This is a genomic window from Streptomyces sp. NPDC048664 (genome assembly GCF_040650555.1).
GTDB lineage: Bacteria > Actinomycetota > Actinomycetes > Streptomycetales > Streptomycetaceae > Streptomyces.
Genome location: NZ_JBEZHK010000021.1, coordinates 1 through 23,105, shown reverse-complemented (window position 1 = coordinate 23,105; position 23,105 = coordinate 1). Strand labels below are relative to the sequence as shown.

At 71.8% G+C, this 23,105-nt stretch carries 19 protein-coding genes; 9 read left to right on the top strand and 10 right to left on the bottom strand.

All coding sequences use genetic code 11. The features are described 5' to 3' along the window. Window positions 1–167: 167 nt before the first annotated feature. Window positions 168–734, top strand: coding sequence for a DJ-1/PfpI family protein (locus AB0C59_RS22400; protein ID WP_363007191.1), 567 nt, complete (start codon window positions 168–170; stop codon window positions 732–734). Window positions 735–750: 16 nt separating this feature from the next. Here AB0C59_RS22400 and AB0C59_RS22395 read toward each other — a convergent pair whose 3' ends face one another. Both AB0C59_RS22395 and AB0C59_RS22390 read right to left on the bottom strand, forming a co-directional pair. Then, the gene (locus AB0C59_RS22395; RefSeq protein ID WP_363007189.1) at window positions 751–1,416 is read right to left on the bottom strand and encodes an HAD family hydrolase; all 666 of its coding nucleotides are present in this window, start codon (window positions 1,414–1,416) and stop codon (window positions 751–753) included. 42 nt (window positions 1,417–1,458) lie between these two features. Next, a complete protein-coding gene (locus AB0C59_RS22390; RefSeq protein ID WP_363007187.1) occupies window positions 1,459–1,974 on the bottom strand; it encodes a hypothetical protein in 516 nt (171 codons plus the stop codon). Between the two features lie 317 nt (window positions 1,975–2,291). Here AB0C59_RS22390 and AB0C59_RS22385 point away from each other — a divergent pair, with 317 nt between their 5' ends. Next, the gene (locus AB0C59_RS22385) at window positions 2,292–2,783 is read left to right on the top strand and encodes an Rv3235 family protein (RefSeq protein ID WP_363007185.1); all 492 of its coding nucleotides are present in this window, start codon (window positions 2,292–2,294) and stop codon (window positions 2,781–2,783) included. A 796-nt stretch (window positions 2,784–3,579) separates the two neighbouring features. On the opposite strand, the gene secA is transcribed toward AB0C59_RS22385, so the two are convergent. After that, the gene (gene secA, locus AB0C59_RS22380; protein ID WP_363007183.1) at window positions 3,580–6,393 is read right to left on the bottom strand and encodes a preprotein translocase subunit SecA; all 2,814 of its coding nucleotides are present in this window, start codon (window positions 6,391–6,393) and stop codon (window positions 3,580–3,582) included. Between the two features lie 390 nt (window positions 6,394–6,783). Here secA and AB0C59_RS22375 point away from each other — a divergent pair, with 390 nt between their 5' ends. After that, on the top strand, window positions 6,784–7,365 hold the full coding sequence (locus AB0C59_RS22375; protein ID WP_363007181.1) for a GNAT family N-acetyltransferase: 582 nt from the start codon (window positions 6,784–6,786) through the stop codon (window positions 7,363–7,365). A 56-nt stretch (window positions 7,366–7,421) separates the two neighbouring features. Further along, window positions 7,422–8,624, top strand: a complete 1,203-nt coding sequence (locus tag AB0C59_RS22370) for a crosslink repair DNA glycosylase YcaQ family protein (RefSeq protein WP_363007179.1) — start codon at window positions 7,422–7,424, stop codon at window positions 8,622–8,624. 13 nt (window positions 8,625–8,637) lie between these two features. Here AB0C59_RS22370 and AB0C59_RS22365 read toward each other — a convergent pair whose 3' ends face one another. The 7 genes from AB0C59_RS22365 to mtnA all read right to left on the bottom strand — a co-directional run bounded on the left by AB0C59_RS22365 (window position 8,638) and on the right by mtnA (window position 17,271). Then, window positions 8,638–9,384 (bottom strand): response regulator transcription factor, encoded by a 747-nt coding sequence (locus tag AB0C59_RS22365; RefSeq protein WP_363007177.1) that lies wholly within the window; start codon window positions 9,382–9,384, stop codon window positions 8,638–8,640. 207 nt (window positions 9,385–9,591) lie between these two features. Further along, on the bottom strand, window positions 9,592–10,329 hold the full coding sequence (gene raiA / locus AB0C59_RS22360) for a ribosome-associated translation inhibitor RaiA (RefSeq protein ID WP_363007175.1): 738 nt from the start codon (window positions 10,327–10,329) through the stop codon (window positions 9,592–9,594). A gap of 272 nt (window positions 10,330–10,601) precedes the next feature. Further along, complete coding sequence (locus tag AB0C59_RS22355) at window positions 10,602–11,456, bottom strand: ComF family protein (protein WP_363007173.1); 855 nt, start codon at window positions 11,454–11,456, stop codon at window positions 10,602–10,604. A gap of 96 nt (window positions 11,457–11,552) precedes the next feature. Continuing rightward, complete coding sequence (locus tag AB0C59_RS22350; RefSeq protein ID WP_363007374.1) at window positions 11,553–13,298, bottom strand: LpqB family beta-propeller domain-containing protein; 1,746 nt, start codon at window positions 13,296–13,298, stop codon at window positions 11,553–11,555. Between the two features lie 79 nt (window positions 13,299–13,377). Further along, window positions 13,378–15,426 (bottom strand): MtrAB system histidine kinase MtrB, encoded by a 2,049-nt coding sequence (mtrB, locus tag AB0C59_RS22345; protein WP_363007171.1) that lies wholly within the window; start codon window positions 15,424–15,426, stop codon window positions 13,378–13,380. Between the two features lies 1 nt (window position 15,427). Then, window positions 15,428–16,117, bottom strand: a complete 690-nt coding sequence (mtrA, locus tag AB0C59_RS22340; protein WP_363007169.1) for a two-component system response regulator MtrA — start codon at window positions 16,115–16,117, stop codon at window positions 15,428–15,430. An 8-nt stretch (window positions 16,118–16,125) separates the two neighbouring features. Continuing rightward, window positions 16,126–17,271: an S-methyl-5-thioribose-1-phosphate isomerase gene (gene mtnA, locus AB0C59_RS22335; RefSeq protein ID WP_363007167.1), complete on the bottom strand. Its 1,146-nt coding sequence runs from the start codon at window positions 17,269–17,271 to the stop codon at window positions 16,126–16,128. 138 nt (window positions 17,272–17,409) lie between these two features. Here mtnA and AB0C59_RS22330 point away from each other — a divergent pair, with 138 nt between their 5' ends. From AB0C59_RS22330 to AB0C59_RS22310, 5 genes are read left to right on the top strand one after another with little or no spacing between them, the layout of a single operon-like run. After that, window positions 17,410–18,747, top strand: coding sequence for a hypothetical protein (locus tag AB0C59_RS22330; protein ID WP_363007165.1), 1,338 nt, complete (start codon window positions 17,410–17,412; stop codon window positions 18,745–18,747). A gap of 22 nt (window positions 18,748–18,769) precedes the next feature. Further along, complete coding sequence (locus AB0C59_RS22325; protein ID WP_363007372.1) at window positions 18,770–19,468, top strand: DUF4129 domain-containing protein; 699 nt, start codon at window positions 18,770–18,772, stop codon at window positions 19,466–19,468. Next, window positions 19,465–20,655, top strand: coding sequence for a DUF4350 domain-containing protein (locus tag AB0C59_RS22320; protein ID WP_363007163.1), 1,191 nt, complete (start codon window positions 19,465–19,467; stop codon window positions 20,653–20,655). The genes AB0C59_RS22325 and AB0C59_RS22320 overlap by 4 nt, the downstream gene beginning before the upstream one ends. Next, complete coding sequence (locus AB0C59_RS22315; RefSeq protein ID WP_363007370.1) at window positions 20,655–21,644, top strand: MoxR family ATPase; 990 nt, start codon at window positions 20,655–20,657, stop codon at window positions 21,642–21,644. Before AB0C59_RS22320 ends, AB0C59_RS22315 begins: the two co-directional genes overlap by 1 nt. Further along, a complete protein-coding gene (locus tag AB0C59_RS22310; protein ID WP_363007161.1) occupies window positions 21,644–22,954 on the top strand; it encodes a DUF58 domain-containing protein in 1,311 nt (436 codons plus the stop codon). Before AB0C59_RS22315 ends, AB0C59_RS22310 begins: the two co-directional genes overlap by 1 nt. Window positions 22,955–23,105: the final 151 nt, after the last annotated feature.

Sequence of the window (23,105 nt, the reverse complement as noted above, 5' to 3'; positions counted from 1 at the left end):
GTGGTACGGGGCCCTACGGGCATGACCGTACGCACCCCTCGTACGAGCACCGTTCCCACGGCCGGCCCGAGGGGCTCTAGCACGGCCGTACGAGCGGTGAACACCGCTGTACGAGCGGTACGGGCGGGTGCGGGGGCCGTCCGCACGAGCGAGGGAGCACAGCCACGATGACGCAGAAGATCCTGATCGTCACCGGCGACGCCGCCGAGTCGATGGAGGTCCTTTACCCCTACCAGCGTCTGCGCGAGGAGGGCTACGAGGTCCATATCGCGGCCCCGACCCGCAAGACCCTCCGCTTCGTCGTCCATGACGTCGAGCCCGGCTTCGACACCTACACCGAGAAGCCCGGCTACAGCTGGCCCGCCGACCTCGCCTTCTCCGAGGTCGACCCCGGGGACTACGTCGCGGTCGTCGTCCCCGGCGGGCGCGCCCCGGAGTACCTCCGCAACGATCCCGAGCTCCGCAAGATCCTCAAGTCGTTCTTCGACACCGACAAGCCGGTCGCCCAGATCTGCCACGGTCCGCTGCTCACCGCGGCGGTCGACGCGCTGCACGGACGCCGCGTGACCGCCTATCCGGCCCTGGAACTGGACATGCAGGCGGCCGGGGCCACCTTCCGGGACGCCGAGACGGTGGTGGACGGCACCCTCGTCTCCTCCCGCGGCTGGCCGGACCACCCGGGCTGGATGCGCGAGTTCCTGGCGATCCTGCGCGCGAAGGCACCGGTGACCTGACGGCCGGGAGCGGCGCTCACCTCACCAGCCGCTCGGCCTCCTCGACCGCCTCCTGGAGCGAGTCCACCACCGGGACGCCGACCTGCTCCAGGCTGGCCCGCCCATGGGAACCGCCCGTGTACAGCACCGCCCGCGCGCCCACGTACCGTGCCGCCACCGCGTCGTCCGCCGCGTCACCGATCACCACGGTGCGCGACGGGTCGACGCCGTCGAGCGCCTGGAGATGCCGCACCATGTGCTCGGCCTTGCTCCCGCCGGACGGGCCGGTGCGCCCGTCGACCCGCACGAAGTGCGCCTCGATCCCGAACCCCCGGACCAGCGGGACCAGTTCCTCGTGCACGTACATGCTCAGGATCGACTGGCTGCGGCCCGCCGAACGCCATCCCGCGAGCAGTTCGGCCACTCCCTCGGTGAGCCCGCAGCCGTGCCGGTGCTCCGCGTAGTAGCGGTGGAAGATCTCGTCCATGACCTCCCACTCCGTGTCCGTCGGCAGCCGTCCGATCAGCCGCTCGTAGAACTTCGGCACCGGCACGCAGTACAGCGCCCGGTACTTCTCCAGCGTGATCGGCTCAAGCCCCAGCTCGACGAAGGCGGCGTTCGTCGCCCCGATGATCGCCTCGTTGTCGTGGAACAGCGTGCCGTTCCAGTCCCAGACGATGTGCGCGTTGTCGTGCGTCCCCATGCCACAGAAACTACCCGGTCGGCGGGTCGCGCGGTCGGCCGGTCAGCCGGTACGGCCCAGCAGGTTCGGGATCTCCTGGGTCGCGTACCAGAGCAGCTCGTGGTCCTCGGCGCCGTCCACGACGAACTGCGCGTCGTCGTCGCCGCGGTCCGCCTTCCCCAGCGCCTCGGCGGCCGCCGTCACATCCGCGTCGGCGTCGTCCGCGTCGGCGTGCACCGCGGCGGCCTTGGACAACGGCACGGTCCCGCTCACCGTCACCTCGCCGAGCGCGACGGGGTCGAGACCGCGGTCCGGATCGGCCACCGCCGTGCCGTCCGGTACGTCGACCGCGACGACCGCCCTGCGGCGCGGTGCCTTCGGGTCCGCCGCCAGCAGGCGCAGCGAGGCGAGCGCGGCCCGGCTCAGCGCCGCGTACTCCAGCTCCTCGATGTCGTCGGAGAGGTACCACTCGCGCAGCGCGGGTGTCACGGCGTACGCGACGAACGGCCCCGCGCCCAGCTCACCCGTCCTGTACGCCTCGGCGAGACCGGAGAGGGTCAGGGGGACGTAGACGCGCATGGTGAGCCGCTTTCGTAGTCGGTCAGGGCCGCCGGACGGCCCAGGTGAGGGCACCGGCGAGTCATCCCAGGATACGTGCGGGCGTCCCCCTTCGGGCCCCGGCAGACCCCTGCGCCACCGTCAGCCCGCGTCCCGGCGGGTCACCCGGTGCCCCTCAGCCGCCGCCAGGAATTCCGCCCGGCCCCTCACCCTGATAGGTGAACCTCTCCGCCTCCCGCCGGGCCCTTGCGCAGCGTCGTGGACCGGCCCCGTCGCCGCCAGGATCCCCACGAGAGTTACCGACCGGTACCCGCCGGTCCCGCGAGACGGGGATCTCGATGAACAAGGTGATGACAAGGAACACGCTCTCGGCCGGCACCGGACGCCACCCGGGCGGCCGCCCTCCCGTACGCCACGACACCCGCCGCCCGGCCACCACGGCCCCCGGCACGCGCCGGGAGGCACCCCGCGCGAAGCCTCCCGCCCCCCGGCCCCGGCCGACCGATCTCTTCGCCGAGCGGCTGCTGTGCGTACTGAGCGGGACCCGTCCCGTGCACAGCATGCTCCGCCACACCCGGGGCCGGGCCTACGACGAACTCGCCTGGCTCGCCGAACGCGGCCCGCTGCGCGCCGGGGGCCAGCGCCCGGTCGTCCGGGACATCGGCTACTTCGTCCCCCGTGCCGGCGCCATCGAGGTGTTCGCCCGGATCGCCGCGGGCGACCGGCTCCGGGCGATGGCGTTCCGCCTGGAACAGGACCCGGACCAGCGCTGGCGCTGCACGGCGGTCGAACTGGACGGCCCCCGCATGCCCCACCCCACCGACGACTGACCGGAGGGGCAGGGGCCAGGAGGCCATGTGTGCAGAAGGTCCAACAGAGCCCGGGAGCCCAACACCCGGAGGAGGCGAGCGGGGAGGACGGGAGCCCGGGACCAGGCCTCAGGAAACCCGCAGCCCCGCGAGCCCAACGACCCCGCAAGCCCCGGCAAGCCCGGAGACCCCGGCGAACCGGGAGGGGCAAGGCGAGCGGGGAGGACGGGAGCCGGAGACCAGGGGTCAGGAGACCCACAAGCCCAGGAGCCCAACGGCCCCGCGAGCCCGGGGAAGCCCGAGGAACCCGGCAAAGCAGGGGGGCCGGGCCAGCGGGGAGGACGGGGCCCGGGGACCAGGAGTCAGGAGACCCGCAGCACCGGGGGCCCAACGGCCCCGCAAGCCCCGGCAAGCCCGGAGACCCCGCGAACCGGGGGCCGGGGCCGAGAGCCGAGGGCCAAGAGACCCGGAGCCCAGGGAACCCGAGCCCGGGAGGCTGAAGGACCGGGAAGCCTGAGGGGCCGAGAGCCGCGGAGCCCAGGAAGCCCCCAGCCCGGGAAGCCTGAGGGGCCCGGGGAGGCCCGAGGGTCCGGCGGAGCTGGAGGTCCGTCCGGGAAGGCCGCTGGAGGGCCAGGGATCGGGCGGGCCGGCCGGGAGCGCCGGCATGGCCTGCCCGGCCCGAGAGGGCTCGGCGGCGTTGTGGGGGTGGCGTCAAGGAGGGCGACTGCGTGTCCGGGGACGTGAGAGGCCGGGCACCCTGCTGGGTGCCCGGCCTCTCACGCTGCCCAGGCGGCGACGCCGTCCGGCATGGCGCTACTTACTTCTTGCGGCGGCGACCGGCACTCTTCGCCTGCTTGCGGCGCTCGGCGCGCGTGAGGCCGTCCGCCTCCGAGCGCACTGGCTCCTCGTCGTCGGCGAAGTCGCCCTCGACGATGCCGCCCTCGCCGTCCACCGTCGGCGCGGAGAAGTGCAGCCGCTCGCGGCGCTGCGGGGCCTCCAGGCCTTTGGCACGGATCTCGGGACGGGCGGCCTGCGCCGCCACCGCCTCCTCCTTCTCCAAGGAGGGCGCCGCGTCCTCGACGGGAACCTCCTCGACCTGCTGCTCGACCTGAACCTCCAGGTTGAACAGGTAGCCGACGGACTCCTCCTTGATGCCCTCCATCATCGCGGTGAACATGTCGAAGCCCTCACGCTGGTACTCCACCAGCGGGTCCTTCTGCGCCATCGCGCGCAGGCCGATGCCCTCCTGGAGGTAGTCCATCTCGTAGAGGTGCTCACGCCACTTGCGGTCCAGAACCGACAGCACGACCCGCCGCTCCAGCTCCCGCATGATCTCGGAGCCGAGCTGCGTCTCCCGCTGCTCGTACTGCGCGCGGATGTCGTCCTTGATGGACTCGCTGAGGAACTCGGCGGTCAGCCCGGCCCGGTCGCCGGCCTCGTCCTCCAGTTCCTCGATGGTCACCTTCACCGGGTAGAGCTGCTTGAAGGCACCCCACAGCCGGTCCAGGTCCCACTCCTCCGCGAAGCCCTCGGCGGTCTCGGCGCCGACGTACGCGTCGATGGTGTCGTCCATGAAGTGCTGGATCTGCTCCTGCAGGTCCTCGCCCTCCAGGACGCGGCGCCGCTCGCCGTAGATGACCTCGCGCTGCCGGTTGAGGACCTCGTCGTACTTCAGGACGTTCTTACGGGTCTCGAAGTTCTGCGTCTCGACCTGGGACTGAGCCGAGGCGATGGCGCGGGTGACCATCTTGTTCTCGATGGGCACGTCGTCCGGCACGTTCGCCATCGACATGACCCGCTCGACCATCTGCGCCTTGAACAGGCGCATGAGGTCGTCGCCCAGCGAGAGGTAGAAGCGGGACTCGCCCGGGTCGCCCTGACGGCCGGAACGACCGCGCAGCTGGTTGTCGATACGGCGCGACTCGTGCCGCTCGGTGCCCAGCACGTACAGGCCGCCGAGGTCCTCGACCTCGTCCTTCTCGGCCTTGACGGCGAGCTCGGCCCGCTCCAGGGCGGCCGGCAGCGCGGCCGCCCACTCCTCGATGTGCTCCTCGGGGTCGAGGCCGCGCTGGCGCAGCTCGGCCTCGGCGAGGTCCTCGGGGTTGCCGCCGAGCTTGATGTCCGTGCCACGGCCGGCCATGTTGGTGGCCACGGTCACGGCGCCCTTGCGGCCGGCCTGGGCGACGATCGTCGCCTCACGCTCGTGCTGCTTGGCGTTCAGCACCTCGTGCTGGATGCCGCGCTTGGCCAGCTGCTGCGAGAGGTACTCGGACTTCTCGACCGAGGTGGTGCCGACCAGGATCGGCTGGCCCTTCTCGTGCTTCTCGGCGATGTCGTCCACGACCGCCTCGAACTTGGCGACCTCGGTCCGGTAGATCAGGTCGGACTGGTCCTTGCGGACCATCGGCCTGTTCGTCGGGATCGGGACCACGCCGAGCTTGTAGATCTGGTGGAACTCGGCGGCCTCGGTCATCGCCGTACCGGTCATGCCGGAGAGCTTGTTGTAGAGGCGGAAGAAGTTCTGGAGGGTGATCGTGGCGAGCGTCTGGTTCTCGTCCTTGATGTCCACCCCTTCCTTCGCCTCGATCGCCTGGTGCATGCCCTCGTTGTAGCGGCGGCCGGCGAGGATACGGCCCGTGTGCTCGTCGACGATCATGACTTCGCCGTCGATGACGACGTAGTCCTTGTCCTTCTTGAAGAGCTCCTTGGCCTTGATGGCGTTGTTCAGGTAGCCCACCAGCGGGGTGTTCACCGACTCGTAGAGGTTGTCGATGCCCAGCCAGTCCTCGACCTTGGAGACGCCGGACTCGTGGATGGCGACCGTGCGCTTCTTCTCGTCGACGTCGTAGTCGCCGGTCTCCTCCAGGCCCTTGAGGGGGTTGCCCGCCTCGCCCTTCTTCAGGCGGGTGACCAGCTTGGCGAAGTCGCCGTACCACTTGGTGGCCTGGTCGGCCGGGCCGGAGATGATCAGCGGCGTACGGGCCTCGTCCACGAGGATGGAGTCGACCTCGTCCACGATCGCGAAGTTGTGGCCGCGCTGGACGAGCTCGTCCTGCGACCACGCCATGTTGTCGCGCAGGTAGTCGAAGCCGAACTCGTTGTTCGTGCCGTAGGTGATGTCGCAGCCGTACTGCTCGCGGCGCTCGGCCGGCGACATGTTGGCCAGGATGCAGCCGACTTCGAGGCCCAGGAACTTGTGGACCCGGCCCATCATCTCGGAGTCCCGCTCGGCCAGGTAGTCGTTGACCGTGACGATGTGGACGCCGTCTCCGGAGAGGGCGTTGAGATACGCGGGCAGGGTGCCGACGAGCGTCTTGCCCTCACCGGTCTTCATCTCGGCGACGTAGCCGAGGTGCAGCGCGGCGCCACCCATCATCTGCACGTCGTAGTGCCGCTGGCCGAGGACACGCTTGGCGGCCTCGCGCACCGTGGCGAAAGCCTCGGGCAGCAGGTCGTCGAGGCTCTCGCCGTCGGCGTACCGCTGCTTGTACTCGTCGGTGAGGGCCCGCAGCTCGGCGTCGGAGAGGTCGATGAAGTCCTCTTCGATGGAGTTGACCTGGTCCGCGATGCGGTGCAGCTTGCGCAGGATCTTGCCTTCGCCTGCACGCATGATCTTCGAGAGGACGGACACGGGGGTTTGTCTCCTTGCCGGTCGGGCCTGGGACGGTCGGTTACGTATGACAGCTTGAGCAACGGCCATCGTAAGCGAGGACCCCGCCGCACCGGGAGGTCTGCCTGTGACAGCCGTATGGACAACGGACGGGCGAGGCCGAAGGTGCCGCGTCCGTGCCACGAAAAGTAACGGTCCTTTCAGCCCGTGACGAGCGCGCGGGGAGCGACGGCGTGGCGCCGGGAGCGCCGGGGCGGCGCCCGCAGCGGCGGCGGGCGGGGGCGCGGGCCGGGTGTTCGGTCCAGGGGTCGACCCGATGTTCGGGCCGCTGTTCGGGCCGCTGTTCGGGCCGCTGTTCGGCGAGGGCGAAATGTCATGGCACGGGGGCGGGCGAGCGAGCAGAATCAGGCGATGGAACCCGTCATGCTGACCACCGACCGTCTTGTGCTGCGCACCGTGGGGCCGGACGACACCGACGCCGTGCACGCGGCCGTGCAGGACCCGGACATCCGGCGTTGGACCACCGTGCCGTCCCCGTATCTGCGCGAGCACGCGGAGGGGTTCGTCGGGCAGCTGGTGCCCGACGGCTGGGCCGACGGCTCCATGTTCACCTTCGGCGTATTCCTGCGCTCCGGCGAGCTGGCGGGCATGATCGCGCTCACAGGGCGCTCGCCCGGGGTCGCGGAGGTCGGCTTCTGGGCGGTGAAGGAGCACCGGGGCAACGGGTACGTCACGGAGGCGGTGCTCGCCGCGTCGCGCTGGGCCTTCACCGAGCGGGGGGTGGACCGCGTGGAGTGGCGCGCCGAGGTCGGCAACGCGGGCTCGCGGACCGTGGCCGAACGGGCCGGCTTCACCCTGGAGGGCGTGCTGCGCGCGGCGGTCAGCAACAAGGGCGTGCGTCGGGACTACTGGGTGGGCTCGCTGCTGCCGTCGGACCTGGGGCTGCCGTCGACGGCACCGTATGTCCCGGCACCCGAGCGAGCGCGGCGCTGACCGGACGGCATCCCGGCCCGGGCCGGGATGTCAGTGGCACCGCCTACCGTGTGACCATGCCGAGTCTTCCCCTCCCCGCCACCGAACTGACCGCCGACGAGGCCCGCCGCATCGCCCTGCGCGCCCAGGGTTTCCTCGGCGCCCCCGACCGCAGGGCGGGTGTCCGCGGCGTGCTGCGGCACCTCGGCGCGGTCCAGCTCGACACGATCTCGGTGCTCGCCCGCTCCCACGAACTCATCCCGTACGCGCGGCTGGGCGCCGTGGGACGCAAGACGGTCGACACGGCGTACTGGACGCCCTCGTCCGACGGCGGGACCCCGGCCGACCCCCACGCCTTCGAGTACTGGTCGCACGCGGCCTGCATCCTGCCGATCGAGGAGTGGCCGCATTTCGCGTTCCGGCGCCGCGCCTACCGCTCCCGGCCGCACTGGGGCCACTCGCTGCCGGAGGGCGCCTATGAGCAGGTCATCAAGCAGCTGCGGGCCGAAGGGCCGCTGACCGCGACCGACTTGGGCGGCGCCAAGAGGACCAGCGAGTGGTGGGACTGGTCCGGGACGAAGGTCGCGGTCGAGCGCGCGCTGATGTACGGCGAGGTGGTGTGTGTCGAGCGCCGCGGCTGGAAGCGGGTGTACGACCTGGCCGAGCGGGCCGTGCCGGAGGCCCTGCTGCACGACCGGCTGGACGACACCGAGTGCCTGCGCCGCCTGGTCGGCCTGGCGGGCCAGTCCCTCGGGGTGGGCACGCGCGCGGACATCGCCGACTACCACCGCCTCAAGGCCGAGCAGGTCGACGCCGTGATCGCCGACTCCGGTCTGGTGCCGGTGGCGGTGGAGGGCTGGGGCAAGCCGGCCTGGGCGGATCCGGCGGCCCTTGGGACCCCGCCGCGCGGCAGGCACCGTACGACGCTGCTGTCGCCGTTCGACTCCCTGATCTGGGACAGGGCGCGCACGGAGCGCGTCTTCGGGTTCACGCACCGTCTGGAGGCGTACGTCCCGAAGCCGAAGCGGGTGCACGGCTACTTCGCGATGCCGGTGCTGGCGGGCGGTCGGCTGGTGGGCCGGGTGGACCCGGCGCGCGAGGGCCGCACCCTGGTCGCCAGGCAGGTCACGCTGGACGATGCCCGGTCGGTCCCGGCCGTCGCCCAGGCCCTGCTGGAGGCGGCGTCCTGGGTGGACTGCACGAACGTCCGAGTGGAGCGCGTGGAGTCCGCGGCGCTGCGCGAACCCCTCCTGAGGGAGCTGGCCCACACCGTGGGCTGAGCCCTGGGCGCCCTCAGCGGATCTCGAGGATCTTCTCCCGCATCGCGTAGACGACGGCTTCCATCCTGGAGTGCAGTTGCAGCTTCTCCAGGATGTTGCGCACGTGGTTCTTCACGGTGTTCTCCGAGATGAACAACTGCTTGGCGATGTCCCGGTTGTTCATTCCGGTGGCGACGAGTTTGAGGACTTCCAGTTCCCGGTCGGTCAGCCGGGGTGCGGGCACCAGACGGCGGTCATCGGTCCGCTGGATCATCGACTTGAACTCGGTGAGGAGTTTGGAGGCCATGGAGGGGCTGATCTGCGACTGGCCGTCCGCGACCGCGCGAATGGCGGTGGCCACCTCGTCGGTGGAGATCTCCTTGAGCAGATATCCGGTGGCGCCGGCTTTGATCGCGTCGTAGAGATCGGCCTCTTCGTCGCTGATCGTCAGCATGATGATCTTCGCGCTGGGTGCGACCTCCTTGATGGAGGTACAGGCCTCGATCCCGCCCCGTCGGGGCATGCGCACATCCATCAGCACGATGTCGGGCAGCAGGTCGGCGGCCTTGTCGACCGCCTCGGCGCCGTCTCCCGCCTCCCCGACGACCTGGATGTCCTCCTCCGCCGCGAGCACGATCTCCAGGCCGCGACGGAAAAGGGCATGGTCGTCCACGACGAGGACACGGATGGGCTCCTTGCGTGCGGAGCCCTCCTCCGGGCCCATGCCGACGACGCCGTCGTCCACGTCCTCGTCATGCATCGGTCCGAAGCTGTCCGCCATCGTTCCTCCCCCTGAAGGCTGCGGCCCGTGGTCCTGAGCCATCGCCAACCCAAGGCAACTGCCCACCGGTTGGGCTGTTGCCGCCATGATTCCATGCTCTGGCGGCAGTCAGGTGACAGAGCGCGGTGTGAAGTGGTCGCATACCGGTGCCCCTGGGGGCGCACAGGCTCACCAGGGGCACCGGTCATCGCGTCTCACTCGGCAAGGTCAGCCGCCGAGCGCTCCGCTGGCGCCTGCCATCTGCGCCTGCGCCACCATCTGATCGGTGCTGAGGTGGATGACGCCGTAGTCGTACGCGTGCCGCCGGTAGACGACGCTGGGCTGCTTGGTGTCGGAGTCGACGAACAGATAGAAGTCGTGTCCGACCAGTTCCATCTCGTAGAGCGCCTGGTCGAGCGTCATCGGGGACGCGACGTGGGTCTTCTCGCGGACGACAAGGGGGCCTTCGCCCTGTACCTCGAGCGATCCGATCCGCTTCGCCGGCACACCACCCGGCGTCTCACTCGCCAGGACCTCGCCGTTGCCGTTGAGCGTCGCGGCGTCCGGGACATGGTCGGGGACCTCGGCCGCGGTGAGCCTGCGCACGCCGCGACGCGTGTGACGCTTGTCGTGCTGCTTACGCAGCCGGGCTTCGAGCTTCTCCGCCGCCAGGTCGAGTGCCGCGTACGGGTCTCGGGCCGCCGCCTCCGCCCGGATCACCGGACCGCGCGAGTACAGAGTGATCTCCACCCGGTCGGACCGGTCGGCCTGACGGGGGTTGGGCTCCTTGGACACCTCGACGTCGAGGCTGATCACCTTGCCATCGAGCTTCTGGATCTTGTCCAGCTTCAGCTTCTCGGCCACGTGCTTCCGGAACCGCTCGGGCACCTCGGTCTTGCGGCCCTTGACGACGATGTCCACGCAGAACTCCGTTCCCGGATAGCTCCGCACTTCCTGGCGGAGCATCTCCCTTGGTGCACCAGGCTCCGGCGAGCACCGGAGCCTCGGACTCGGTGACTTCCACCTCCTCCTCCCCCATGGGCGCGATCTCCACCCCGCCGCTGCGAGCGATTGCGCAATACCCGCAGCACGGCATTCGAATTGGCGGGGACGGCCTGCGCCTTTCCCTCACCACCCGAACATATCTCGCCCGGACGGATGTCGTCACCCTCTACTGCCCCGTACCTCCGTTCAGGTGAATTGACCTGCTCATTACCTGCAACGACGCAGGTTCTCGGTCAGTTCCGGTTTGTTTCGAAAGCCTCCGGTGAAGCCGCGACCACCGCCGCAAGGACGCGGTCCCCAAGGCCGTTCCCGGCGGCCTTTCCCTGTGGCGCCCGCGCCCGATGCGACCGTGCCGTCGTCCGCACCACTCTTCGTTCCCCCCTTGCTTCCCCTGCATCGCGCGGGTACACCTCCCTGTCCCTCGTCCGGGGGCCGGCGAGCGCCGACCTGACGGCGCGCGCGGCCTCGCTCAGCGTCGCGCCGGTGGTCATCACGTCGTCGACGAGCACCACGCGGCCCCCGGCCGGCAGCCCGGCGATCCCGCCCGCCACCTCCAGCGCGTCCGCCAGGTTGACCAGCCGCTGCCGGGAGCTGAGCCCGGCCTGATCGGCCACCGGACGCCGCTGCCGCAGCACCGCCGCCACCCGGGCCGAGAGCCCGGTCCTGCGCAGCTCCCCCGCCGCCGCGAGGGCGATCCGCCGCACCGGATCGTGCCCCCTGGCCCGCACCGCACGGCGCGCGGAGGGCACGGGAACGAGCAGCACGGGCACCCCGCGGCCGGGCCCGTCACCCTCCGCTGCCAGGCCGGCCCGCACGGCCCCGGCCAGGGCCGTCCCCAGCGGTGCCGCCAGCGCCAGGGCGCCCCGCTCCTTGTGGGCCAGGACAACAGCGCGCACCACGCCCGCGTACGCCGCCGCCGCGTGCACCGGGGGCAGGCCCGGCGGCCGCGGTACCGGTCCCACATCGCGCGGTGCGCGGCCGTGGAGCGCCTCGCGGCACGGGGGGCAGAGCAGGGTGCGAAGCCTGCCGCAGCCGCCGCACTCGGCCGGCAGCACCAGGTCGGTGAGGTCCCGCCACCACTCGCGCATGACCACCACTGTGCCCAGACCGGCGGAAGGCCGCCAGGCCTGTGGAAAACTCCCTGTGGACAGCCGCGGCGGGTTTTGGCCGGCCTCGCTGCCGGGTCACCCCGGGTAGACGGGCGCCGTTCCGTCCTTGAGGACCTTCTGCCACTGCGCCCCGGCGGACAGACGCACGATCCCGTCCTCCGAGTACGCCACCAGCGGCAGCCGGTCGTCCTCGGACGCCGCGATCTGCTTGACGCCCGTGAGCGAGGCCGGCGCGTTTCCGGCCGGTGTGGATCCGTCGACCTGCACGTACCGCAGCTGCTGCACGCCGTCGGACTCGCGCCCGACCATCACGAGCCGGCTGTCCCCGGCCCACGACACCGCCGTGACCTCCTCCAGCTGAGGCGTCACGGAATGCAGCCCCTGGATCGAGATGTCGATCCGCCCGTCGGCCCCGCTGCGCCGGTCGACGCGCCCGATCTGCAGGGAGGTCCTCCCGCCCTTCTCCACGATCAACGCGATCCGCGCGCCGTCCGCCGCCACCCGCACCGCGTTCACACGCCCGTCGAGCCCCGGGGTGTGCACCTGAAGCGGCTCACCCGCGCCCTGGCGCAGCACCACCAGTCGAGGGTGCTGCGGGTCGCGGTCGGCCACCCACAGGTCGCCCGCGCCGTCCCAGCTCGGCGTTATCAGCCGGTCCTGCGGTGTGGGGCCCTGGCTGGAGAGCACCGGCTCACCGATCGAGGCTCCCGCGACCAGCGACCCGACGTACAGGAAGCGCCCGTCGGCCGAGACACCGGCCGCGCTCGTCTCGTCGCGTGACACGGCGGCCGTGCTCAGCCTCCGGGTCTCCTCACCCAGCGCGCCCGGCACCGGGTCGGGCTCCGTGGAGGTACTGCCGCTGGCCAGCCGCACGAGCCGCTGCTTGCCGTCCAGGAAGTACCCGTAGTCGGGATGCCTGGCCGTGCCGTGCGCGGCGATGAGCTCGGCCCGGTTCTCGTTCAGCGCGCACAGGCGCCGGCCGTTCGACCGCTGCAGCTCGATCTCGCTCACACCGGTGGGCGTCAGGTCCTGGAGCGTGAACAGCAGCTGCGCGGCCATCCTGGAGCACTGGGTCTGCCCGACCCGGTCCGCCTTGGCGTTGAGCGGCACCGTCAGCTTGTTCTGGTCGTCGGGCGACAGCGAGGCGACGCCCTTGGCGAGCGCCGTGCCCGTCGGGAAGCTCGACGTCGCCACCGGGTCCAGCCAGCGCGTGGGCCCCTTCAGCAGCGAGCTGACCATCGATGTCACGGGGTCCACCTTGCTGCGCACGTACACCGGGTCGGCGACGGTGTTCAGCTGCCCGCCGGGGCCGGCGGGCACGTTTGAGGCGTAGTAGTACTTGTCGACGGACACGTAGTTGCGCTGGAAGTCGGACTTCCCCATCACCACGCCCGGTGGCAGGGAGTCGATGCGCCACTGTCTGGTCGTCCTGTCCAGCGTGAGGCGCACCGTCCCGCTGTAGCCGCCCGAGTCCGGCGTGTAGGCGTGCTGCTCGTCCACCACGGCGAGCTTGCTGCCGGTCAGGGTGTACGTGTAGGCGTCGCCCGTCCCCTGGTCGCCCACGTGGCGCTGCGAGTCCGCGTTGGGCCCGTCGGACAGCACGGTGGTGGAGGCGTCCGGATCCCACCGGCGGCGGGCGCCGTCCGTCAGATACTGCCGCGCCGTCTCGTACCGCGGGTCGTCGCTGGTCAGCGCCTCAAGGAAGCCCTGCACGATCTCCCCGGGCGAGGCGTTCTCGCGCGGCGGCACGGCGAAGACCCGGACCTGCGCCTCCTGGTGGGGCGTGGACTCGACTCCGCTCAGCCCCCCGCTGTCCGGCATCGTGGCGCACCCCGTCAGCAGCACGGCGCCGCATCCGGTGGAGATTCCCCAGCGCAGCGCGCGCCGCCGGCCGCCCCCCTCAGCGCCCACGAAACGCCTCCCCTTGCTCCCGCTCGTCCGGTCCCGGGCCCTGTGCGGGCCCCTGTGTCCTGTCGTCGCCGCGCCGCACGGCCTGGGCGGGCCGGGGTACGACCCGGGCGCCGTTGCCGGGCAGCGCCGTCGGGTCCGCCGTGGGCACCGCGGCCGGGCGGGGCGTGATCGACGCGTGCGGGGGCATGTGCTCACCGGTGGCCTGCATCGGCACCGTGGCGAGCTTGTCACCGAAGCCGGCGTGCGGCAGTCCGGCGTCGCCGAGCCCGCGATTGCGGCGCGAGTCCATCGGCTCCAGAGGTATCGGGGAGCCCCGCAGCGGCTCGTCGGCGGTCCTCGGCAGGGTCAGGCGGAACTGGGAGCCGCCGCCCGGCTCGCCCCACGCCTGGAGCCAGCCGCCGTGCAGCCGGGCGTCCTCCAGGGCGATGGACAGGCCGAGGCCCGTGCCGCCGGTGGTCCGCGCGCGCGCCGGGTCCGCCCGCCAGAAGCGGCTGAAGACCCGCGTCGCCTCGCCGGGTTTGAGCCCCACGCCGTAGTCGCGCACCGCGACGGCCACCGCGCCGCCGGCCGCGGCGAGCTTGACCGTGACGTCCTTGCCCTCGCCGTGCTCGACCGCGTTGACCACGAGGTTGCGCAGCACCCGTTCCACCCGCCGGGCGTCCGCCTCCGCCACCACGGGCTGCTGATCGCCCACGACCCGGATCTGGGTGCCCTTGCGTTCGGCGAGCGGCGCGGCGCCGGTCACGACACGGCGCACCACCTCGCGCAGGTCGATCGGCTCGGCCTCCAGGGCCGCCGCGCCCGCGTCGAAGCGGCTGATCTCCAGCAGGTCCGCGAGCAGCGACTCGAACCGGTCCAGCTGGTCCGCCAGCAGCTCGGCCGACCGCGCGGTCACCGGATCGAAGTCGACCCGTGCCTCGTGGATGACGTCGGCCGCCATCCGCACCGTGGTCAGCGGGGTGCGCAGCTCGTGCGACACGTCGGACACGAAGCGCCGCTGCATCCGCGACAGGTCCTCCAGCTGCTGGATCTTGAGCTGGAGGTTCTGGGCCATCTTGTTGAAGGCCTCACCCAGGCGTGCGATGTCGTCCTCGCCGGTGACCTTCATACGTTCCTGCAGATGCCCCGCGGACAGCCGTTCGGCGATGCCCGCGGCCATCCGCACGGGTGTGACGACCTGGCGCACCACGAGCCAGGCGATGGCGCCGAGGAGGACTACCACGAAGAGCCCGGCGGTCGCGAGCGTCCCCTTGACCAGGCTCAGCGACTTCTCCTCCTGCGTGAGCGGGAAGAGGTAGTACAGCTGGTAGGCGTCCCCGTTGGGGTCGTTGATCTGCTTGCCGATGATGAGCCCGGGCTGCGGTTCCCGGTCGCCGTCGGTGTAGACGATGCGGGTGTAGCTCTGGGCGACTCCCATACCGGAGTCCAGGCGCTTGCGCAGGCCCTCCGGGACGCTCATGCTCGGGTCCACCCCGCCCGAGGCGCGCGGCCCGAGTCCCCGGTTGTCGTCGTCCGCCGCGGTGGTGCTGAGCGTCACCACGTCGAAGGCGCCCTGGCCGCCGCTGGAGAGCGACTCCACCAGGTCGCCCATCCACCCGCTGACGTTCTGCACGGGGTTGCCGCCGGTGCCCGGGTTGTCGTTGCCGTCGCTGGCGCTCGCCGCGCTGTCGGCCCGCTGCCCGGCCACCGCGAAACCGCCCACGGCCTGGCTCTGCGAGGCCTTGACCTTGGCGTCCAGCAGCCCGTTGCGCACCTGGCCGATGACGACGAAGCCGAGCAGCAGCACCACTCCGAGTGACATCAGCAGGGTGGTGACGACGATCTTGAGCTGGATGTTGCGCCGCCACAGCCGCATCACGGGCAGCAGGGGACGGCGCACCCAGCGCATCACCAGCCGAAGGACCGGGCTGCCCTGGACTCCGCCCTGAAGCAGCCCGCCCTCGAAGAAACCGTCCCAGCCGGAACCTCGTCGCCCGACAGTCCGCTGAGAACGAACTCCCGGCCCCCCGGGCGCCGCAGCGGCACTGTCCCGCGACATGTCAGCTGGGTCCGGCCTTGTAGCCGACACCACGTACGGTCACCACGATCTCCGGCCGCTCCGGGTCCCTCTCGACCTTGGAGCGCAGCCGCTGGACATGAACATTGACAAGACGGGTGTCCGCGGCGTGGCGGTAGCCCCAGACCTGCTCCAGCAGGACCTCGCGGGTGAACACCTGCCACGGCTTGCGCGCCAGCGCCACCAGCAGGTCGAACTCCAGCGGCGTCAGCGCGATCGACTGACCGTCCCGCTTCACGGAGTGACCGGCCACGTCGATGACGAGGTCGCCTATGGCGAGCTGCTCGGGCGCCGGCTCCTCCGACCTCCGCAGCCGCGCCCGGATGCGGGCCACGAGCTCCTTCGGCTTGAACGGCTTGACGATGTAGTCGTCCGCGCCGGACTCGAGGCCGACCACGACGTCCACGGTGTCACTCTTGGCCGTGAGCATGACGATCGGCACGCCGGACTCCGCCCTGATCAGGCGGCACACCTCGATGCCGTCCCGCCCGGGCAGCATCAGATCGAGCAGCACCAGATCGGGCTTGGACTCGCGAAAGGCGGCCAGCGCCTTGTCGCCGTCTGCCACGAACGACGGCTCAAAACCCTCACCACGCAGCACGATGCCGAGCATCTCGGCCAGTGCGGTGTCGTCGTCGACGACAAGGACTCGTCCCTTCATGGACCACATCATCCCATTAACTAAATCGTTACCTGGCGTGACCTGTCACACAGCACAGCGAGTGCCTCGGCCGTCACGGGCGAGACGACCCCCGCTTCGGTGACGATCGCCGTCACCAACTCGGGCGGCGTCACGTCGAAAGCAGGGTTGTACACCTGGGTCCCCAGGGGTGCCACCGGTATCCCACCTCCCGCGTGCGTGCCCGCCATCGGCGCCCGGGGCGCGATGACCTCCGTCACCTCGTGTCCGGGCCGCTGCTCGACCTCGATGGAGGCCCCGTCCGGCGTGGCCGGGTCCACCGTCGTCACCGGCGCCACCACGATGAACGGAACGTGGTGGTACTTCGCCAGCACAGCAAGCGGATAGCTCCCCACCTTGTTCGCCACCGAACCATCGGCCGCGATCCGGTCCGCCCCGATCAGCACGGCGTCCACCTCACCGGACGCGAACAGCGAACCCGCCGCGTTGTCCGTGAGCAAGGTGTACGCCATCCCGTTGCGTGCCGCCTCGTATGCCGTCAAGCGAGCACCTTGCAGCAAAGGCCGCGTCTCGTCCACCCACAGCCTGCGCAGCCGCCCCGCCCGGTGCGACGCCAACGCCACCGCGAAGCCCGTGCCCTCCCCACCGGAGACCAGCGCCCCGCTGTTGCAGTGGGTGAGCACCCGGTGGCCACCGGCCGGCAGCAGTTCGTCCAGCAGCGCCAGACCGTGCCGCGCCATGTCCGCGCTGGCCCGCGCGTCCTCCTGGTGCAGCACCCGCGCCGCGGCGAGCGCCGCCGCCGCGGCCCCCTCCTCGCCGCCGCCGTCGGCGAGCGCCGTACGGAACGCGGCCAGGGCCCTGCGCACGCCGACAGCCAGGTTCACCGCGGTGGGCCGGGCCTCCGCCAGCGCGGCGGCGGCCTCCTCCACGTCGAAACCGCGCGCGGCGGCGAGCGCGACACCGTATGCGCCCGCGATGCCCAGCAGCGGCGCCCCGCGCACCGCGAGGGTACGGATCGCCTCCACCAGCGCGGGGGCGTCCGTGCACACGAACTCGACTTCCTCGGCGGGAAGCCTTCTCTGGTCGAGAAGTACCAGCACGGGCCCCTCGGGCGGCTCGTCCCAGCGGATCACCGGTATCCCCACCCACTGCCTGTCCTCACCGGATTGCGCGCACTGATCAGCCATGCCGTCAGTCTGCCCCCTTTCCGACGGACAATTGAAGGTGTGCAGCCACCTCTCCCACTGGTCCACCCGCGGACCCCCCATGGCACGATGGCTGCCAACTCGCCCGCGAGTGCGGACGGGCAGCGTGAAGGAGCGACGATGGAAGACACTCCGGGCTGGGCCTCGCCCGGATCTGCCCCCTCCGACGGGCAGCAGCCGGGCACGTCCGGCTCCCAGCCGCCGGAGCAGCCCTCGGACCAGCGCGACGCCGACCAGGCGCAGCCGCCCCAGTGGTCCAAGGAGCAGCCCCCGTCCGGGCAGTGGACCGCTCCCCACCCCCAGGGACCCGGCCAGAGCGCACCGCAGCCCGGCCCGGGCTGGGGCCCCCGCCCGCCCATGGGCCCCGGCGGCCCCGGCTACGGCCACGGCCACGGCGGCTGGGGCACCCCCGGCCACGGCGTCCCGGGCGCGCACTGGGCCGGCGCCTGGGGTCCGCCCCCCGCCGCCAAGCCCGGCATCATCCCGCTGCGCCCGCTCGGCCTCGGCGAGATCCTCGACGGCGCGGTCTCCACGATGCGCGCGCACTGGCGCCCGGTCCTCGGCATCTCGCTGGCCGTCGCCGTGGTCATGGAGATCGTCGTCCTCGTGGCGCAGAAGCTCTTCCTGGACGACCGCGCCACCTCGAACACCCTGAACAACCCCGACGCCTCCGCGCACGACCTCAGCCGTGCCCTGGGCAACACGATGCTCAGCTCCGGCACCCTGATGCTGATCCTCCTGCTCGCCGCGATCGCCACGGCGGGCCTGCTCGCGCCCGTGACCAGCCGGGCCGTGCTCGGTACGGCGGCGTCCGCGAACACGCGGGCCGGGCGCCTTCCCCGGCCGCAACTGGTCAGGCTGCTCGGCCTCACCCTGCTGCTGCCGCTCATCGCCCTGGCGATCATGACGGCGGGCATCGCGCCCGGCGTCCTCGTCGCCACCACCGCCTCGGTCCCCGCCGGTGTCGCGCTGTCCTTCCTCGGCGGTCTCGGCGCCACCGCGATCACCGTGTGGATCATGAACCGCTACGCGCTCGCCGCGCCCGCCCTCATGCTGGAGCGGCAGAGCATCCGCAAGTCGCTGAGCCGCTCCGCGAAACTCGTACGCGGCTCGTGGTGGCGGATCTCCAGCATCCAGGCGCTCGCGCAGGTCATCGCAGCCATCGTCTCCTCGCTCATCGTGCTCCCCTTCATCATCCTCGCCGGGACGCTCGACGGTGGAGGCTTCGCCGGCCTCGTCAACGGCGACAACGCCGGCCTCGGCTGGACGTTCCTCCTCGTCAGCGGGATCGGCGCGGTCATCGGCCGCATGGTCACCCTCCCGCTCACCGCGGGCGTGACCGTGCTGCTCTACATCGACCAGCGCATCCGGCGGGAGGCCCTCGACCTCGACCTGGCCCGCGCAGCCGGCCTGCCGGACCCCGCGGCCACCCCTTCCGGCGCCACCCCCAGGAGCTGATGCGGTGAGCTTCACGGGGGGAATGTCGAGCATCGCGCCGGTGCTGTGGCGCGGGGGCGACGAACCACCGGTGACCCTCCCGCGCGACCCCGCGCGGGAGGCGGCCCGGCGGGAACTGTCCAAGCGGCTGTACCACGAGAACGACCCCGGCCTGCTGCAGCGCGCCATCAACGCCTTCTGGGACTGGATCGACGGGCTCCTCAAGGGCGCCTCGGCCGCGACACCCGGCGGCGGCGTGGGCCTGGTCGTCATCGTGCTGGTCGTCCTCGCGCTCGCCGCGGCCCTGTGGTGGCGCCTGGGCACCCCGCGGCGCACGCCCACCACGTCCGCGGCGCTCTTCGACGACCGCCCTCGAAGTGCCGCCGAACACCGCGCGGCCGCGGAGGCGCACGCCGCCCAGGGCCACTGGAGCCAGGCCGTCCAGGAACGCATGCGCGCGATCGTCCGCTCCCTGGAGGAACGCGCCCTGCTCGACGTCCGCCCCGGCCGCACCGCCGACGAGACCGCCTCCGAAGCCGGCCGCGCCCTGCCCGGCCACGCGGAACGGCTGCGCGCCGCCGCCCGGGACTTCGACGACGTCACGTACGGCGGCCGGTCCGCGGATGAACCCTCGTACCGCCGACTCACCGCCCTGGACGACGATCTGAAGGGCACCAGGCCCCAGCTCACCGACACCGCCCTCGCCACGGCCGACAGCACCGGCCGGGGAGGCGCCCGATGACCACCGAGGCCACGCTCACCTCCACCTCGGTCTCGCCCACCGTGCGCCATGTCTGGACGCGGACACGCGGGATCCTGCTCGCCGTCGTCCTTCTCGCGATCGGCGCCGTCACTATGGCGGTCATCCGCTCGGACACCCACCACGGCCGGCTGGACCCCCGCTCCGCCGACCCCTACGGCAGCCGTGCCGTCGCCGCGCTCCTCGGCGACCGAGGCGTGTCCACACGTGTCGTCACCACCCTTCGCGAGGCGCGCGCCGCGACCGGACCCGACACCACGCTGCTGGTCGCGGCACCCGACCTGCTGACGCGACGCCAGCAGAAGCTGATGCGCCAGGCGACGGAGGACTCCGGCGGCCGGACCGTTCTGATCGCCCCCGAGATCTCGGCCGCCACCCTCGTCCCCGGCCTCCAGGCCAACCCGCCCACCAGCATCGACTCGACGCTGGACCCCCAGTGCACCCTGGCCGCCGCCCGGCGCGCGGGCAGCGCCGACACCGCCGGTCTCCGCTACGAGACGAGCACCGCCGGCGCCGACACCTGCTACCCCAGCGACGGACTGCCCAGCCTGGTGCGCCTCCCGGCCGCCTCGCACGGCGGCGACACCGTCGTCCTCGGCTCGGCCGCCATCCTTTACAACGACAGCCTCGACGAGCAGGGCAACGCCTCGCTCGCCCTGCAACTGCTCGGTTCCCGGCCTCATCTGGTCTGGTACCTCCCCTCACTGTCCGACACCTCAGCTCTCGACACGGACCGCAAGAGCTTCTTCGACCTGCTCCCCTCGAGCTGGCTCTGGGGCACTCTGCAACTCTTCATCGCCGCGGCACTCGCCGCCCTGTGGCGGGCCCGCCGGCTCGGCCCGCTCGTCCCCGAAAAACTCCCTGTCGCGATCCGCGCCTCCGAGACCGCCGAAGGCCGCGCCCGCCTCTACCGCAAGGCGGCCGCCCGCGACCGCGCGGCCGGCGCCCTGCGCTCCGCCACCCGCGCCCGCCTCGCACCCCTCGTGGGCGCCCCTCTCGCCCAGGCGCACACGCCCGAGGCGCTGCTCCCGGCCCTGTCCGCGCACCTGCACGGCCGCGAACAGTCCCTGCATTCCCTGCTCTTCGGCCCGCCACCGCACGACGACGCGGCCCTGACCGCGCTCGCCGACCAACTCGACGCTCTCGAAGGAGAGGTACGACGTCCATGATGGACCCGACCACTGACAACGCCGGGCACACCGGAGAAGCGGGCGACGCCCGCGCCTCGCTGGAGGCCCTGCGCGCGGAGATCGCCAAGGCCGTGGTCGGCCAGGACCCCGCCGTCACCGGCCTCGTCGTCGCCCTCCTGTGCCGCGGCCACGTCCTTCTCGAGGGTGTGCCCGGTGTCGCCAAGACCCTGCTCGTGCGGGCTCTGGCGTCCGCGCTGGAACTCGACACCAAGCGGGTCCAGTTCACGCCCGATCTGATGCCGAGCGATGTGACGGGCTCCCTCGTCTACGACGCGCGGAGCGCGGAGTTCTCCTTCCAGCCCGGCCCGGTCTTCACCAACCTGCTCCTCGCGGACGAGATCAACCGCACGCCGCCCAAGACCCAGTCCTCCCTCCTCGAGGCGATGGAGGAACGCCAGGTCACCGTCGACGGAACCCCGCGTCTCCTGCCCGACCCGTTCCTGGTCGCGGCGACCCAGAACCCGGTCGAGTACGAGGGCACCTATCCCCTGCCGGAGGCCCAGCTCGACCGCTTCCTGCTCAAGTTGACGATCCCTCTGCCCTCGCGCCAGGACGAGATCGACGTCCTGACCCGCCACGCCGCGGGCTTCAACCCGCGTGATCTGCACGCGGCCGGACTGCGCCCGGTGGCGACCGCCGCCCACCTCGAAGCCGCACGCGCGGCGGTCGCCAAGACGACGGTCTCTCCCGAGATCGCCGGCTATGTCGTGGACCTCTGCCGCGCCACCCGTGAGTCTCCGTCGCTCACCCTCGGCGTGTCACCGCGAGGTGCCACGGCCCTCCTGGCCACCTCCAGGGCCTGGGCATGGCTGACGGGTCGTGACTACGTCATCCCGGACGATGTGAAGGCGCTGGCCCTCCCGACGCTCAGGCACCGGATCCAGCTCCGCCCCGAAGCGGAGATGGAGGGCGTGACTCCCGACTCCGTCATCACCGCGATCCTCTCCCACGTCCCTGTCCCCCGCTGATGGCTCTCACCGGACGCGCCGCGCTGCTGGCGGCACTCGGCACCCTCCCGGTCGGGATCTGGGAACCCGGCTGGACGGGCGTCCTCGCCGTCAACGGCTCCCTCGCGCTGGCGTGCGCCTGCGACTACGCGCTGGCCGCTCCCGTACGGCGGCTGCGCCTGGACCGTTCCGGGGACACATCGGTACGCCTGGGCGAGGCCGCGGACGTGACGCTCACCGTCACCAACCCTTCGAACCGGCCGCTGCGTGCCCGCCTCCGTGACGCCTGGCCGCCCAGCAGCTGGCAGCCCGGCACCGAGGTGGAGGCCTCACGGCACCGTCTGTCCGTTCCGGCCGGAGAGCGCCGCCGGGTGACCACCCGTCTGCGTCCCACCCGCCGGGGTGACCGCACCGCCGACCGTGTCACGGTCCGCTCCTACGGGCCGCTCGGTCTGTTCGCCCGTCAGGGCAGCCACCAGGTGCCGTGGACGGTGCGGGTCATGCCGCCGTTCACCAGCCGCAAGCATCTGCCCTCGAAGCTGGCCAGGCTGCGTGAACTCGACGGCCGGACCAGCGTGCTGACACGGGGTGAGGGGACCGAGTTCGACAGTCTGCGGGAGTACGTGCCCGGCGACGACACGCGTTCCATCGACTGGCGGGCGACGGCACGTCAGACCACGGTCGCGGTGCGGACCTGGCGCCCCGAGCGCGACCGGAACATCCTGCTGGTCCTGGACACGGGCCGCACCTCGGCGGGCCGGGTCGGTGACGCACCGCGCCTGGACGCTTCCATGGACGCGGCACTGCTGTTGGGGGCGCTGGCCTCCCGGGCCGGCGACCGGGTGGATCTGCTCGCCTTCGACCGCACGGTGCGTGCCCTGGTCCAGGGACGGGGCGCGCGCGAGCTGCTGCCGTCGCTGGTCAACGCCATGGCGACGCTGGAGCCGGAACTCACGGAGACGGACGCGCGGGGCCTGGCCGGAACCATCCTGCGTACGGCGCCCCGGCGGGCTCTGATCGTCCTGTTGACCACTCTGGACGCGGCCCCCGTCGAGGAGGGCCTCCTGCCGGTGCTGGCCCGTCTCACCCAGCGCCATACCGTGCTGGTCGCCTCGGTGGCGGATCCGCACATCGCGGGTATGGCGGCGGCCCGAGGAGATGTGGACGCGGTCTACGCGGCGGCGGCTGCCGCGCAGGCGCAGGCGGAACGCACGCGCACGGCGGATCAACTGCGCCGCCGAGGTGTCACCGTGGTGGACGCGACGCCGGACGATCTCGCGCCGGCGCTGGCGGACGCCTATCTGGCGCTCAAGGCAGCCGGCCGACTGTGAGGTGAATCGACTTCGGGGGGGCCGCAGAGGTCCCCCGAACTCTTCAAAAGAGCCCGTAAACGCAGAAGACCCCGCACCATGAGGTGCGGGGTCTTCCCACAATTTGTTCGGCGGCGTCCTACTCTCCCACAGGGTCCCCCCTGCAGTACCA